General features: G+C 69.4%; 14 protein-coding genes and 1 tRNA gene. 5 read left to right on the top strand and 10 right to left on the bottom strand.

The features are described from left to right. Positions 1-44: 44 nt before the first annotated feature. From H5T77_RS06760 to H5T77_RS06740, 5 genes are read right to left on the bottom strand one after another with little or no spacing between them, the layout of a single operon-like run. Positions 45-1052, bottom strand: coding sequence for an SDR family NAD(P)-dependent oxidoreductase (locus H5T77_RS06760; protein WP_292646738.1), 1008 nt, complete (start codon positions 1050-1052; stop codon positions 45-47). After that, positions 1049-2386: a cryptochrome/photolyase family protein gene (locus H5T77_RS06755; RefSeq protein WP_292646736.1), complete on the bottom strand. Its 1338-nt coding sequence runs from the start codon at positions 2384-2386 to the stop codon at positions 1049-1051. The genes H5T77_RS06760 and H5T77_RS06755 overlap by 4 nt, the downstream gene beginning before the upstream one ends. Beyond that, positions 2383-3651: an SAM-dependent methyltransferase gene (locus H5T77_RS06750; protein WP_292646732.1), complete on the bottom strand. Its 1269-nt coding sequence runs from the start codon at positions 3649-3651 to the stop codon at positions 2383-2385. Before H5T77_RS06750 ends, H5T77_RS06755 begins: the two co-directional genes overlap by 4 nt. Next, a complete protein-coding gene (locus H5T77_RS06745; protein ID WP_292646730.1) occupies positions 3648-4403 on the bottom strand; it encodes a DUF1365 domain-containing protein in 756 nt (251 codons plus the stop codon). The genes H5T77_RS06750 and H5T77_RS06745 overlap by 4 nt, the downstream gene beginning before the upstream one ends. Beyond that, positions 4400-5671, bottom strand: a complete 1272-nt coding sequence (locus H5T77_RS06740; RefSeq protein WP_292646728.1) for an NAD(P)/FAD-dependent oxidoreductase — start codon at positions 5669-5671, stop codon at positions 4400-4402. The genes H5T77_RS06745 and H5T77_RS06740 overlap by 4 nt, the downstream gene beginning before the upstream one ends. 103 nt (positions 5672-5774) lie before the next feature. Between H5T77_RS06740 and H5T77_RS06735 the strand changes: the two genes are divergently transcribed. Next, positions 5775-6212: an SRPBCC family protein gene (locus H5T77_RS06735; protein ID WP_292646725.1), complete on the top strand. Its 438-nt coding sequence runs from the start codon at positions 5775-5777 to the stop codon at positions 6210-6212. 8 nt (positions 6213-6220) lie between these two features. Continuing rightward, a complete protein-coding gene (locus tag H5T77_RS06730) occupies positions 6221-7114 on the top strand; it encodes a MerR family transcriptional regulator (RefSeq protein ID WP_292646723.1) in 894 nt (297 codons plus the stop codon). 13 nt (positions 7115-7127) lie between these two features. Here the strand turns inward: H5T77_RS06730 and H5T77_RS06725 are convergent, their stop codons facing one another. From H5T77_RS06725 to H5T77_RS06710, 4 genes are all read right to left on the bottom strand, one after another. Next, a complete protein-coding gene (locus tag H5T77_RS06725) occupies positions 7128-7898 on the bottom strand; it encodes an enoyl-CoA hydratase/isomerase family protein (RefSeq protein WP_292646721.1) in 771 nt (256 codons plus the stop codon). A 411-nt stretch (positions 7899-8309) separates the two neighbouring features. Then, on the bottom strand, positions 8310-8783 hold the full coding sequence (locus tag H5T77_RS06720; RefSeq protein WP_292646718.1) for a nucleotidyltransferase domain-containing protein: 474 nt from the start codon (positions 8781-8783) through the stop codon (positions 8310-8312). 53 nt (positions 8784-8836) lie between these two features. After that, entirely contained in the window at positions 8837-10690 is a 1854-nt protein-coding gene (locus H5T77_RS06715) for a YhgE/Pip domain-containing protein (protein ID WP_292646716.1), read from the bottom strand. Beyond that, positions 10687-11340 (bottom strand): ATP-binding cassette domain-containing protein, encoded by a 654-nt coding sequence (locus tag H5T77_RS06710; protein WP_292646714.1) that lies wholly within the window; start codon positions 11338-11340, stop codon positions 10687-10689. Before H5T77_RS06710 ends, H5T77_RS06715 begins: the two co-directional genes overlap by 4 nt. A gap of 204 nt (positions 11341-11544) precedes the next feature. Between H5T77_RS06710 and H5T77_RS06705 the strand changes: the two genes are divergently transcribed. Next, positions 11545-12681 carry an alkaline phosphatase PhoX gene (locus H5T77_RS06705; RefSeq protein ID WP_292646713.1) on the top strand — a complete coding sequence of 379 codons (1137 nt, stop codon included), beginning with the start codon at positions 11545-11547 and terminating at the stop codon, positions 12679-12681. A gap of 70 nt (positions 12682-12751) precedes the next feature. Here H5T77_RS06705 and H5T77_RS06700 read toward each other — a convergent pair. Beyond that, a tRNA-Met gene (locus tag H5T77_RS06700) sits at positions 12752-12825 on the bottom strand. A gap of 154 nt (positions 12826-12979) precedes the next feature. On the opposite strand from H5T77_RS06700, the gene H5T77_RS06695 reads away from it, so the two are divergent. Continuing rightward, entirely contained in the window at positions 12980-13513 is a 534-nt protein-coding gene (locus tag H5T77_RS06695) for an MFS transporter (RefSeq protein WP_292646711.1), read from the top strand. A 10-nt stretch (positions 13514-13523) separates the two neighbouring features. Beyond that, entirely contained in the window at positions 13524-14105 is a 582-nt protein-coding gene (locus H5T77_RS06690) for a TetR/AcrR family transcriptional regulator (protein WP_292646709.1), read from the top strand. Positions 14106-14116: the final 11 nt, after the last annotated feature.

Below are 14116 nucleotides of genomic sequence, written 5' to 3'. Positions count from 1 at the left end.
GCAGGTCGGCGAAAGGGATCGAGTCGCCGGTCCGGGCGTCGGGCCTACGGCCGGTCCACGCCAGCAGCCGCCGCCACCCATCGCCACAGCCTGTCGGTGTCGCCGGGTTCGGGACGGGTCGAGGACCGGTAGCTCGTCGGACGCTGCTGCCGGTCGTGCCAGAACGTGCCGGAAGCGGGGGACGGGTCGGTGGCCCCGAGCCACACTGCTGTGTCGGCGCCTGCCTCGGCCGGCCGCAGCAACGGCCGGCTCAGCGTACGGAAGGCGGGAAGCGATCGGGACAGACCCGGCGTGTCCGCCCAGCCCGGGTGCATGACGTAGGTCGAGAGGCGATCTGGTGACCAGCGCCGGTCCAGCAGCGGCGCCAGCTCCACCTGCATGCGCTTGGATCTGGCGTAGGCCACCGCACCCCCGTAGTCGCCGCGTTGGAAATCCGGGTCGTCCACCGGCAGCGGCTGGGTATACATCCCGCCCGAGGCGACGAAGACCACCCTGGCGCCGTACTCCGAGCGTCGCAGCGCCGGGAGCAGCCGCTCGGTCAGCCGGATCGGTCCGAGCACGTGGGTGGCGACGGTCAGCTCGTGGCCGTCGACCGACTCGGTCCGTTCCGGGGGCATGACCCCGGCGTTGTGCACGAGCACGTCGAGAGTCGTGGTGCCACCGTCACGGGAGCAGAGGTCTTCGGCGAACGCATCGACGACGGACAGGTCCGAGACGTCGCAGCGCTCGATCCGCAGATCGGCGACCAGACCCTCGTCACGCAGCTGGCGCTCGATCCGGGCGACCGCCGATGCGGCGCGCTCGGGTGAGCGCACGAGGACGTGCACGCGAGCGCCGAGCCGCGCCAGTCCCAGCACAGTGGCCGCACCGAGACCGCTGCCTCCGCCGGTGACCAGTGCCGTCCGCCCGGTCAGGGCTCCAGGACGCGGGTCGGCAGACGCCCACCGGCGGCGACGGATCGCATAGCCCAGGCGGGAGTAGCCCAGCACGACCGTCCGGTCGAGCACTCGGTCCAGGCCCCTGTCCTCGGTGGTCGTACGCGACGGAGTCATCGGGTCGAGTCCTTCACCTCTGTCATCCGGGCCAGCGCCTCGTGACGCTCCTCGGCGTGGTCGACGATGCGACCAGGGTAGCCCTTGGCCGTCCCGTCGGGGTGGAGCCACGGCTCGTGTGCCGCCGCGCCGGGAAGATGGCGAAGCTCAGGCACCCAGCGTCGGACGTAGTCGCCCTCCGGGTCGAACCGGAGCCCTTGGGCGACCGGGTTGAACACCCGGAAGTACGGCGCGGCGTCGGTCCCGGTCCCGGCGACCCACTGCCAGCCGTGACTGTTGGATGCCAGGTCTCCGTCGAGGAGATGGTCGAGGAAGTGCCGGGCCCCGGCCGGCCACCACATGTGCAGGTCCTTGACCAGGAAGCTCGCGACGACCATCCGTACGCGGTTGTGCATCCAGCCTTCCGCGAGCAGCTGGCGCATGCCGGCGTCGACGAAGGGAAAGCCCGTCGTGCCCGACTTCCAGGCCGCCATCAGGGCGGGGTCCTCGTCGTAGTGCATCCCGCGTAGCCCGCCACGCAGGTCTCGCCAGGCCGACTCGGGGTTTTGCCAGAGCACGTCGGCGTAGAACTCGCGCCAGGCCAGCTCGGCGACGTAGCGCTCGACGTCATCACCGGTGGCATCCGTGCTGCGCGCGGCCAGATCCGCCAGGAGCGTACGCGGGTGGATCTCGCCATACTTCAGCGCTGTGGAGAGGCGGCTGGTCCGATCCAGGTCAGGTCGGTCCCGGGCCGAGGCATAGCCGGCCAGGTCCTCGTCGCAGAAGTCCTCCCAGCGGCGGAGGGCCGCGCGCTCACCGGCCTCGCGGTCAGGATGGGACGGCAGCGGCTCCGAGTCGAGCTTCGTCATCCACTCGACCTGGGGATCACCTGCCGGCGCCCTCCACCCGTGCTCCCGCCAGGCCCGCAGGAAGGGCGTGAAGACTCGGTAGGGAGATCCGCCCGTGTTCAGGATCCTGCCCGGGGTGACGGCGTACGGGCTGCCGGTGCCGACCAGGGCGATGTCGTCTGCCGCCAGACGCTGCTCCACGGCTGCGTCGCGCCGCCGGCCGTAGGGGGTCGTCTCGGTCGAGACGTGCACCCGGCTCGCCCCGGCCTCGGCGGCGACCTGGGCCACGACCTCGGCCGGGTCACCCTCCCGGATGACCAGGGCCCCGTCGGTCTCCTCGCGCAGCGCCGCGAGCGAGGCGAGGAGACGCTCCCATCTCGGCCCCGGGTGGGCGAGGCGCGGGTCGATCACGAACAGCGGCACGACCTGCCCGTCACGAGCCGCGGCCTGCAGCGCGGGATGGTCCCCCAACCGCAGGTCCCGCCGGAACCACATCAGCGATGTCATGGCATCTCCCGCCGGTCGGCTTCCAGACGGATCTGGGCAACATCGATGACCCCGGCGCGGAAGCCCGCCTCGCAGTAGGCCAGGTAGAACTCCCAGGTGCGCCGGAACTCCTCACCGAAGGCGTCCGACCGGATCGACGGCCACGCGGCCAGGAAGGCTGAGCGCCAGCGGCGCAGCGTCTCGGCGTAGTCGGCGCCGAACGTGTCGGTGCGGGTCACCGCCAGGCCGACCCGGCCGGCATGCTCGTAGATGGCTGTCTCGGACGGGATCAGGCCGCCCGGGAAGATGTGCTTCTGGATCCAGCCGTAGGAGTGGCGGGTCGCCAGGTAGCGCTGGTGCGGCATGGTGATCGCCTGCAGGGCGATGGCCCCGCCGGGGCGGACCAGCCGGGACAGGGTGGCGAAGTACTCCGGCCAGTAGCGCTCGCCGACCGCCTCGATCATCTCGATGCTGACCACGGCGTCGAAGGTGCCGACGACGTGTCGGTAGTCCCGCACCAGCACCTCGACCCTGTCGGCGTACCCGGCGTCCTCCACCCGTTGCCTGGCCATCGCCGCCTGCTCCACCGACAGCGTGACGGTGGTGACCCGGGCGCCACGACGGGCCGCCTCGATCGCGAGAGTCCCCCATCCCGTACCGATCTCCAGCACCTCGTCACCGGCGCCGACGCCCGCCAGGTCGAGGGCGGCGTTGACCTTGCGCAGCTGCGCCTCCTCCAGGTCCTGCCCGGCGAGCGGACGCGTGCGGTCGAAGACGGCGGAGCTGTAGCTGAGGGTGGGGTCGAGGAACGCGGCGAACATCTCGTTCCCCAGGTCGTAATGGGCGGAGATGTTCTCCTGGGTGTCCTCCACAGCCCCACGCTGGTCGGCGGGGATCGGCTGGTCGACCAGGCCGCGCAGACGCAGCATCCAGGCCGGGAGCAGCCCGGAGAGACGTTCGGCGTACGGCGTGAGCGCATCCGCGAGGTCGGTGCCGTCAGCGGTGTCCCAGTCCTCGGCGGTGTACGCCTCGCCGAGGCCGATCTTCGGGTTCGCCGCGAGGCGGCCGAAGAACGACTCCGGGCGCCGCAGCACGATGCCCGGCCTTCCGGCGGTGGGCGAGCCGCCGCGACGGTAGAGGAGACTCCCGTCCGGAAGCACGACGTCGACCGGGACCTGCCGGGTCGCCAGACGCAGTATCTGCTTGGCGATACCTGCTCGCAGGCTCCCGGTCGACGCCGGCGCCTTGCGCACCGGCCGGTTGAGCGTCACGGACTCCGCGCTCATGATGTGGCCTCCTTCTGGGTGGCAGGACGAGTGAAGACGGGCAGCTTGCGCAACCACAGCCGGATCCCGTGGAACCGGATGAGAGCGCTGACCCGATGGGGCATCAGCAGGTGGGTGAGGCTCACCCGGAGCAGCGCGCGACGCGTCGCCGGCTCGGGGGTACCTCGGGTGGTCGCCGTCAGCACGCGGACGCCGTCGCGGTCCAGGCCAACGGTCACCGCGACCTCCCCCGGGTCGACCCGCAGCCGGATCTCATAGCTGCCGGCCATGTCGTTGAACGGCGAGACGTAGAAGGCCTTGTCGATGCGGGCGTGTCCGCGACGATCGACGTCGAGCAGGTAGGCGTGGCGATCGCCGTAGGTGTTGTGCACCTCGAAGACGACCGCTCGCAGCACACCGTCGTCCGACTGCACCCAGAAGACCGTGAGGGGGTTGAAGACATGACCCAGAACGCGGGCGTTGGCCAGCATGAGCACCCGATCGGTCGGCGCGAGGTGGACGCCGCATCCGTCCAGGAACACACCGAGATCACCACGTACGCCACGCCCCGACGAGCCCCCGTCGAGATGGTCCTCGACCCGGAACCCGGCCAGAGGACGCAGCCAGAGAGGGAGACGAGGCGGATCGTCGACGTCGATGAGCCACTGGTAGCTGCGGTGGCGAAAAGCGTGCCGCACCGGCACCTCACGGGCGTGGCTGACATGACCCACGACCAGCGCGGGGACCTCGGGAAAGGCCGGTGACGGGATCACCAGGTCGCTCCGAACGATTCCGCCGCCTCCACCCCGGAGCGGCAGCCGTCCTCGTGGAAGCCCCAGCCGAGGTGCGCCCCGGCGAAGGCCAGCCTGGGGCCGCCTGCGGTACGCAGCCGCGTCGCCGCCGCGACGGCCTCGGTGGTGAAGACCGGGTGCTCGTAGGTCATCCGTGCGGTGACCTTGGCCGGGTCCACGTGCTCGGTGGCATTGAGGGTGACCACGTGCTCGTCGCGGTCGTCGAGGCCCTGAAGACGGTTCATCCAGTAGCTGACGACCACCTTGTCGGCGCTGCCGCCGCACGCGGCCAGGCGGTAGTTCCACGACGCTCGAGCTCGGGGAGGATCCGGCAGCAGGGTGGCATCGCGGTGCAGCCAGGTCTCGTTCCGTGCGTATCCGATGGCGGCCAGATCCGCCTTCTCCTCCGGGGTCGCATCCGCCAGGAGCCTCAGGGCCTGGTCTGCGTGGGTCGCCACCACCACTCGGTCGAAGCCTCTGGTCCCGGTCGCGGTGCGCACCTCGACACCATCGGCAGATCGCGCCACCGCGGTCACGGGCTCGCCGACGCGGACGTCTCCGAGCCGCTCGGCGAGCTTGTCCACGTAGGTGCGGGAGCCGCCCACGACTGTTCGCCACGTGGGTGATCCGGTGACCTGGAGCATCCCGTGGTGGTCGAGGAAGGCGAACAGGTGCCGGGCGGGATAGCCGGCGGCGTCCTCGTCACCGCACGACCAGACGCAGGAGACCAGCGGCACTGCGAAGTGCTGGATGAAGTAGTCGCTGAAGCCGCCGTCGGCCAGGAACTCTCCCCAGGTCAGGTCGCTGTCGGTCTCGAGCAGGCGGCGGGCTCGGCGGTGGAAGCGGGGAACCTGCGCCAGCATGCGGACGAAGCGTGGATCGCGGAGCCGCCCCGGCTGGGCCAGGATGCCGCCGAGACCCCTGCCCCCGGCGTACGCCAGACCGCAGTCGTCGCAGACGATGCTCATGCTCATCTCGGTCGGCCGGGTCTCGACGCCGAGCTCGCCGAAGAGGCGGAGCAGGTTCGGATAGGTGCGCTCGTTCATCACGATGAAGCCGCTGTCCACGCGCAGGACGGCACCCGATGCGGTCGCGACGTCGTGGGTGTGCGCATGGCCGCCGAGTCTCTGGTCGGCCTCGAAGAGCGTGACGTCGTGGGTGCGTCCGAGGAGGTGGGCTGCGGTCAGTCCGGAGACCCCGCCCCCGATCACGGCGACCGTCGGCCGCAGGGTGCTCGCCGCTCGGCTCATGACATCTCCCTCTTCGAGCAGCGGCGTTGCCGCTGGCTAGTTCCAGGGATCGAATGTACAATCCTTGTTCAAGGTATGTCAAAGGTTTGAAAGGGACGCGATCATGAGAATCGACCGAACCGTGGAGACCTCCGCGCCGACCGCCGAGGTGTTCGACTTCTTGGCCGACTTCACCAACACCGAGCACTGGGACCCGGGGACCGTGCGCACCGACCTCGTCTCCGGAGACGGCGGGGTGGGGACGACCTACGCGAACACCTCTCGCTTCCTCGGGCGCACCACCGATCTCACCTACGTGGTGGAGACCTACGAGCCCGGCAGCCGGATCGTGCTCCGCGGCGAGAACAAGACGGTCGTCGCTCATGACACGATGACGTTCGTACCGACAGCCAACGGCGGGACATCTGTGCGCTACGTGGCCGAGTTCGACCTGAAAGGCATGACCAAGATCGTGGCCCCACTGCTGGCTCCCGCATTCACCCGCCTGGGCGACAAGGCTTCCGAGCAGCTGCGCGCGACCCTGGGCCAGCTGGCGCGGTAGCCGACCAGATGTACACCATCAAGCACGCGGCGCAGCGGGTCGGCATCACCACCGCGACGCTTCGTGCCTGGGAACGCCGGTACGGGGTGATCACCCCACACCGGTCCGAGAACGGCTATCGCCTGTACGGCGATCACGACGTCGCCGTACTGCTCTCGATGAAGCACCTCGTGGACCAGGGCTGGTCGGTCGGCCTGGCTGCGGCCGAGGCGGTCCGGCTCGATCGCGAACACTCTGCTCCGGACACGACCCCGGGGTCGCCGGAGAGCGGCCGCGCCGCCGACCCGCGCCCCGACCTCGCGGAGCGACTGACCGCTGCCGCATCAGCACTCGACACCACCGACCTGGCCGCAACCCTGGACCAGGTGTTCGCTCTGGGCAGCTTCGAGACGGTGATGACCGACCACGTCTTTCCCGCCCTCGAGAAGCTCGGCGAGGCATGGGCGGACGGCCGGGTCAGCGTCGCCGGCGAGCATCTGTCGTCGAACGCGGTGATGCGGCGCCTCGCCGTCGCCTACGAGGCGGCAGCCGCCCACGGGCACGGCCCTCGCATCGCCCTCGGACTGGCTCCCCGCACCCGGCACGAGATCGGGCTCTTCGCGTTCGCCGTCGCCGCCCGCCGCGGCGGCATGGACACCGACTACCTGGGTGCCGACCTTCCGCTCGACGACTGGCTCGGTGTCGTCGACGATCCCGATCTCGCCGCCGTCGTGCTCGCGATCCCGACCTCCGCCGACCTCCCCTGCGCCGACGAGGTGATCACCGCCCTGTGCGACCGCCGCCCCGATCTCGTCGTGGCCGTCGGCGGCGCCCAGCAGGCCCACGCTCCCGAGCCCGCCTTCCGCCTGGGCCACGACATCGCTGCCGCGGCGGGGATCCTCGCCGCGGCGATCTCCCGATAGCAACGGACGAGACTCAGCGCCCGAGCACCGCGCGGAGCCGTCCGACCTGGGCGGTGCGCTCGGCGAGACGCTGCTCGTCGAGACTCCGCCTCGACGCAGCCGCCAGGAGCTCGTGCGTACGCCGCACCGCGGTCGCGTCGTGGGCGACGAGCGACCCGACCAGGTCGGTGAGCGTGGAGTCCAGCTCGGTCGCCGGCACCACACTCTGGGCGAGGCCGATCCGCTCGGCCTCGAGAGCTCCCACCTTGCGTGCGGTGGCGCAGATCTCGAGCGCCCGCGCATAGCCTACGGCCTCGACCAGCGGCTTGGTGCCGGCCAGGTCGGGCACCAGCCCCAGCGCAGGCTCCTTCATGGAGACCCAGGCGTCCTCGGCCATGATCCGCAGGTCGCAGGCCAGCGCCATCTGGAAACCGGCACCGATCGCGTACCCGTCGATGACGGCGATCGAGATGAACCTCGGGTCGGCCAGCGCCGCGAACGGCCGCTGATACTCACCGATCAGGTCGATGACCTCCTGATCGCTGCGTGCCAGCGTCGCGACCAGGCTCCCCGGCACCTCGGTCTCACTCGGGTCGACCAGCGACAGGTCCAGCCCCGCGGAGAACGTGCCGCCGGCCCCGCGCACCACCACGACCCGCACCTCATCCGGAAGCGACTCGAGGAACGCTGCGATCGCCGCCCACATCGCCGGATGCTGGGCGTTGCGTACGTCAGGACGGTTCAGCAGCACGGTCGCCACCGCACCATCGATGCTCAGAGCGACACCTGGTTCGTTCACGTTCATGGCTTTGCCGATCCCTTCGGAAGGAGTACGTCTGGCGACGCATGACCAAACCTAGAGGGCGCGGAAATGTCGTGACACCGGCAGTGCCTAGGCATCCGGCAGGAGCATCTTCCCAGCCTCAGCAAAGAGCCCGCGTAGCGAGGCCTCCCACCCAGGTAGGTCCTTTGCGAGCGTCAACCACGTGAGCTCACGGTTGATCTCGTCGTACTGTGGATGATGAAGTTGCGGTTGGCCACGGCGAGTGCCCACTCCACGTCGTCGGGCGCCAAGACACCGTGCCGGGACATTCGGTTCGCCGCCTCGCCGAGCTTCATCATGAGCGAGTCTCCAGCCTCCTGAAGGAGGGGGCGGCGAGGTAAGCGTCTAGCCAGGCCTGGATGTGCAGCAACTCCTTGGCTCCCTTGAGATCCATCAGAGCAGCACCGCATCACGTCGTACGTCATCGTCAAGCCCCGGCTTCAGGCCGCCGTAGTCGACTAGGTCGACCTCCCGTCCGAGGATCTGCTCGAGCATCTTCTTGAACCGGATGAACCCGAAGGACGACGTTCCTTCCGGCGCCTCGACGATCAGGTCTATGTCAGAGTCGAACCGCGCCAGGCCGCGAGCCACAGATCCGAAGACCGCGAGGCGGCGGTAGCCCGCGTCGTCGGCGACACTCCGGAGGACCGGCCCAGCGGCCTCGACCAGGTCTGCGGGGTGAAGCCGTGCCAGGTCCTGTGCCACCTTCAACTGCTGACTGACCGCAGGCTGACTCACGCCGAGCTCGGCGGCGATCTCCCGCTGACTCATCCCTGAGGCCACCATCGCGCGCAGCGCGAGCCCACGCCGAAGCCGCGCGACCTCTTCCTCGTGTCGCGCTTGGCGGTACGCAGCCAACACCGTCATAAGGCCACCTTATCAGGATATCTGCCGCTCCAGTCGCCGTCCGCTGGGCCGACTCAGATGGCGATCTCAGGGCGCACTCGCTTCGGCGTCCAGACCCGCTGCCTACGGGCGCCGACGCTCGTCAGCAGCAAGGCACCGACGAGGAAGGCAGCCAGGACGAGTGCGTCCGCGACGACGCGCCCCGACAGCCCGCCGTACATCAGCTGCCGCAGCCCGTCGACGGCATAGCTCATCGGCAGTACGTGGTGGAGCCAGTGCAATGGTTCGGGAATCGTCTGCCAGGGGAAGGTGCCGCCGGCGGTGACGAGCTGGACCACCATCAGGACCAGGCCGAGGAACTGCCCCGGTGCGCCGAGGAGCGCGTTGAGCATGTGCACGATCGCGATGAACGTCGCGGAGGTGAGCAGCAGGAATCCGAACGTGCCGAGCCAGTTGACCGGGGTGATGTCGACGGCGAGACCGACGACCACGAGCACGACGACCATCTGCGCGGCGCCGATGAGGGCAGGGGTGAGCCAGCCGCCCAGCGCCACTCTCAGCGGGGTCTGGTTGGCGGCCAGTGCGCGGGTCGAGATCGGCCGGACGAGCAGGAAGAGGACGTACCCGCCGATCCACGCGCCCAGGGCGAGGAAGAACGGCGCGAGCCCAGCACCGTAGGAGGACGCCTTCGCCTCGGAGACCGAGTCGATGGCGACCGGGTCGGCGATCGTCGAGGCGATCCGGTCGCGCAGCTCCTCGTTGGTGGCGGGCGCCTGCTCGGCGCCGTCCTGCAGACCCTCCTTCAGGTCGCGGGCCCCGGTCGTGAGCTTGCCGGCGCCGTCGCGCAGCTGGATCGCGCCAGCGCTGAGCTCACCGGCGCCGTCCGCCGCCTGGGAGATCCCGGCGACGAGATCGGGCATCGCGCCGGCCAGCTGCTCGTTGCCGTCGGCGACCTGGTCCGCCCCTGTGGCGAGCTGGTCGAGCCGGCCGGAGACATCGCCGACACGCTGGTCGACCCGGTCGAGCGGGGCAGAACCTCGGTCGTAGATGGCGAGCACCTCGGCTCGCTGCTGCTCGTCCAGGCCCTGTGCTTCGAGACGGGTATCGAGATCAGCCCGGTTCGACTCGTACGCCGCGACAGCATCGTCGACGGCGGTCGCGGCCCGCTGCCCGGTGGCGGCGATCTCGCCGTTCGCGTCGGCCACCTTCCGGGCGCCGGTGGCGAGCTCGCGTGTCTTGGCGGGCAGGTCGGTGACCTTGCCTTCGATCGTGTTCAGGCCGTCCTCGAGGTCGCCCGCTCCGGTGACCAGCTTCCCGGCCCCGTCGCGGAGCGTGCCGGCGCCCTTCTCCAGCTTCGCGGCACCGTCGGCCGCCTTCGTCAGGCCCGAGCGGAGGTCGGAGATGCCGAGCAGGAAGCTGGCCGCAGCCTGCTCGGAGACCTCGCTGGCGATGGCGTCGCGGACCTTGTCGGTGACGTTGGTCGCGATCGTGGTGGACAGATAGGAGTTGGCATCGTTGGTGATGACCTGGATCTGCGCCTGCTTCGGGTCGAGCCGCTCCGCGCCGGTCAACGTTCGGGAGAACCCCTCCGGGATCCGCAGCGCGAAGTAGTAGTCCCCCTCGCGGATGTCCTTCTCCGCCTCGGCCGCGGAGACCTCCGACCACTCGAAGTCGCCCGACTTCAGCAGGTTGTCGGCGACATCACGCCCGGCCTCGATCTTCGTGCCGTCGGTCGTCGTGGCCCCGGTGTCCTCCACGACGAGGGCTGCCGGGAGCTCGTCGAAGTGAGCGTACGGATCGTGGTTGGCGTAGAGGTAGAGCCCGGCGTAGAGCGTGGGAACCAGGACGAGCGCGACGATGACGAGCTTGGCCAGACGGCCGGCCGTGATCCGGCGCAGCTCGGTGAGAGCGATACGCAGCGAGTTCATGCTTCCTCCGCAGGGCCGATGGTGAACGTCCGGACTCCGGCCGGGATGACGACCGCACGACTCGCGGTGACGAGGACACCGGGCCGACCCTCAGCACCGGCGAGGTCGCTGGCGATGTCCAGCCACCGTGCGACCGGCAGACCGAGCCGCTCGGGGTAGGTGAGGACGAGGTAGCGAGTGCCTGGCCGCATCAGCGCCATCCGCCCCAGGATCTCCAGACGTGGTGCAGGCGGGACGGCCTCCGTGGTGATGCCGGTCGCGAGGTCGTACGTCCCCAGCCAGCCGTCGATGGCCGCAGCACTCGGCTTGTGCTTGGCCATCGCGAGCTCCTCGCCGAGGATCGTGCGGAACGGCACCATCTCGTCCGGCTCGGAGACCCCCGGCACGTCGACCAGTGCCACCGCGGTCTGCAGGGCCCGCGGTGACGCGTCCCCGTCCACCTCCACCCTGCCTGCGTCCAGCGGGAGCCGCCCCGCCAGCGCCAACGCCAACGACGTGTGCCCGCCTCCCGGCGGGCCGACAGCCACCGCGACCTCTCCCCCGTGCAACGTCAACGACGTGGTCGGGAGCAGGCTCCGCGCCCCCTGCCGAACACGTACACCGAGGGCTCGCAGCCTCGTCGTCTCCTCCTCGACCGCGTCCTCGCTCATGACCATGACCCTGTCACCAAACGTCACCAAAGACGGTCAGGCACAACGATCCTGCCGCGACCGGCGAACGGTCAGTTGCCGTCTCCGCCACGGTCAGCGCTGGCGCGTTGAGCATTGTTCGTCCTGAGGACGCCTGGGCAGGGGCCCCGATCTCTAGCGTATGTCGAGCACCTTCCCGATCTGTCGAGTCTCGGAGGACCCCCCATGGATCGTCGTAACTTCCTACGTGCTGCCGTCGTCGGCGCTGGAACCGTCGCGTTCGGGTTCAGCGTCACCCGTCCCGCCATCGCCTACCCAGCCAAGACCGGGCCTAGCCCCTACGGCAATCTCCTCGGTGCCGACGCCAACGGCATCATGCTGCCCCAAGGGTTCACCAGCCGAGTGGTCGCTCGCTCGACGAGGACTGTCGCGAACACCGGATACGTCTGGCACGGCGCCCCGGACGGCGGCGTCTGCTTCGCCGACGGAACCGGATGGATCTACGTGTCCAACTCGGAGATGAGCAGCGGCGGCGGAGGGGTGAGCGCCCTCAAGTTCGACAGCAACGCCAACATCACCGACGCCTACCGCATCCTCGGCAACACCACCCGGAACTGCGCGGGTGGACCGACGCCGTGGAACACCTGGATCTCGTGCGAGGAGCATGACGCGGGCTACAGCTGGGAGACCGACCCGTGGGGCGTCAAGCCTGCCGTCCGTCGTCCCGCGATGGGCCGGTTCACGCACGAGGCCGCGGCCTGCGACCCGGTCCGCAAGGTCGTCTACCAGACCGAGGACAAGAGTGACGGCGGCTTCTACCGCTTCGTCCCGACCACCTGGGGTGACCTGTCCGCCGGGAAGCTGCAAGTTCTCACCACGGCCCTCACCTGGGCCGATGTTCCCGACCCCGACGGCTCCCCGAAGCCCACGCGCGACCAGGTGTCGAACATGAAGGTGTTCAGCGGCGGCGAGGGCGCCTACTACCGCAACGACATCTGCTATTTCACCACCAAGGGCGACAACAAGGTGTGGGCCTACAACGCCGCCGCCAACACCCTCGACGTCGTCTATGACGACAACCTGACCAGCAACCCACCGCTCACCGGCGTCGACAACATCATCGGTGCCGCGGCAGGAGACCTCTACGTCGCCGAGGACGGCGGCAACATGGAGATCTGCATCATCACTCCCGACGACATCGTGGCACCGTTCCTCCGGGTCACCGGGCAGAGCTCGTCAGAGCTGTGCGGTGTGGCGTTCAACCCCGCCGGCAACCGCATGTACTTCTCCTCCCAGCGAGGCACGAGCGGCTCTTCCAGCGGCGGCATCACCTACGAGATCAGCGGCCCCTTCCGCTCGTAGCCGGCCGAACCACAAGTCACAGCCAAACCACGAAGGCCCGGACCGTCTGGTCCGGGCCTTCGTCTTGGAGTAGCGGGGACAGGATTTGAACCTGTGACCTCTGGGTTATGAGCCCAGCGAGCTACCGAGCTGCTCCACCCCGCGTCGCAAGAAGAACACTACCCGCGAACTGAACCGAACCCCAATCTGGGGGCATCTCCACGTCGACCAGGAGTCGGCGGTTTCCTCGTTTGCCTTAGTTGTACGATCGTACAATTAGTACTTACGTACAACTATCGATCTGAACGAGGTGTTGTGGATGACGATGAAGACACCGGCGCGGGCTGGGTTGCGGCAGTGGGCCGGCCTCGCACTGCTGGCCCTGCCGACGGTGCTGCTCGGACTGGGCGTGACCGCGCTGTATCTCGTCCTGCCGAACCTGGCCGAGGACCTTGATCCCACCGCGGCCGAGACGTTGTGGATCATGGATGTCTACGGCTTCTTCATCGCCGGGTTCCTCATCACGATGGGGACGCTCGGCGACCGGTTCGGGCGACGCCGGATGCTGATGATCGGCGCGGTCGCGTTCGGCGCGGCCTCCGTGATGGCCGCCTTCGCGCCGACGGCAATGTGGCTCATCGTGGCCCGTGCACTCCTCGGTGTCGCCGGGGCCACCCCGGCGTGGGCCACGGACCACGCACAGGCCGCATTCGTCAGCGGGCTCAACGCTGCCGCCCTGGCAGGGGCATCGGCGTCGCCGCTGCTTCGCTGGCATGCTTCATCACGTTGCGACACCTGCGATCTCTCGGCGACCAGAGCGAGCAGGAGACCAGCACCTCGGTGGGCGAGGTGATCAGCGAGCGATGACGGCGGTGAGTGGCGAGATGGCGGATGAGCAGGGCGTGACGGATGGGCGCAAGCTCCGCGGCCAGCGTCGTCGGACACAGATCATCGAGGCGACGCTCGCCGTGGTCCGTCGCGACGGGGCCGCCGGCGTCACCCATCGCACCGTCGCCAAAGAGGCCGGCATCACCACAAGCCTGACCCTCTACTACTTCGCGACGCTGGACGACCTGCTGGTCGCGGCGCTGACCAGCGTCACCGACGCGTACACACGACGCATCCGCGAGCTGATCGATGCGGATGCCGACCCTGTCAGCGGTCTCGCTGACCTGATCGCCGAGTCCGCCGGCTCGGGCCGAGAGCGCGCGCTCGCCGAGCGCGAGCTGTCGACGCTGGCTGCCCGGCGACCCGCGCTGCGGCCGACGGCGCGGCGGTGGCGCGAGAACGTCGCCGACCTCGCGCGGACCCAGACGAGCAGTCGCGAAGCCGCGGACGCCTTCGTGGCTCTCTCCGACGGCCTGTGTGCAGCGATCCTTCTCGATGACGACCCGAAGCCGGACCCCCACCACATCAGCGCCATCCTCCGCGCTGCGTTGGGCTGAGCCCTCGAAAT

The organism is Nocardioides sp. (genome assembly GCF_014360585.1).
Lineage (GTDB): Bacteria > Actinomycetota > Actinomycetes > Propionibacteriales > Nocardioidaceae > Nocardioides.
This window is presented reverse-complemented; position numbering and strand designations above follow the sequence as displayed.

Coding starts and splice junctions, on each gene's coding strand:
- H5T77_RS06695 (WP_292646711.1), top strand. CDS start 12,980: ATGACGATGAAGACACCGGCGCGGGCTGGGTTGCGGCAGTGGGCCGGC.
- H5T77_RS06735 (WP_292646725.1), top strand. CDS start 5,775: ATGAGAATCGACCGAACCGTGGAGACCTCCGCGCCGACCGCCGAGGTG.
- H5T77_RS06690 (WP_292646709.1), top strand. CDS start 13,524: ATGACGGCGGTGAGTGGCGAGATGGCGGATGAGCAGGGCGTGACGGAT.
- H5T77_RS06755 (WP_292646736.1), bottom strand. CDS start 2,386: ATGACATCGCTGATGTGGTTCCGGCGGGACCTGCGGTTGGGGGACCAT.
- H5T77_RS06705 (WP_292646713.1), top strand. CDS start 11,545: ATGGATCGTCGTAACTTCCTACGTGCTGCCGTCGTCGGCGCTGGAACC.
- H5T77_RS06725 (WP_292646721.1), bottom strand. CDS start 7,898: ATGAACGTGAACGAACCAGGTGTCGCTCTGAGCATCGATGGTGCGGTG.
- H5T77_RS06750 (WP_292646732.1), bottom strand. CDS start 3,651: ATGAGCGCGGAGTCCGTGACGCTCAACCGGCCGGTGCGCAAGGCGCCG.
- H5T77_RS06760 (WP_292646738.1), bottom strand. CDS start 1,052: ATGACTCCGTCGCGTACGACCACCGAGGACAGGGGCCTGGACCGAGTG.
- H5T77_RS06710 (WP_292646714.1), bottom strand. CDS start 11,340: ATGAGCGAGGACGCGGTCGAGGAGGAGACGACGAGGCTGCGAGCCCTC.
- H5T77_RS06740 (WP_292646728.1), bottom strand. CDS start 5,671: ATGAGCCGAGCGGCGAGCACCCTGCGGCCGACGGTCGCCGTGATCGGG.
- H5T77_RS06720 (WP_292646718.1), bottom strand. CDS start 8,783: ATGACGGTGTTGGCTGCGTACCGCCAAGCGCGACACGAGGAAGAGGTC.
- H5T77_RS06730 (WP_292646723.1), top strand. CDS start 6,221: ATGTACACCATCAAGCACGCGGCGCAGCGGGTCGGCATCACCACCGCG.
- H5T77_RS06715 (WP_292646716.1), bottom strand. CDS start 10,690: ATGAACTCGCTGCGTATCGCTCTCACCGAGCTGCGCCGGATCACGGCC.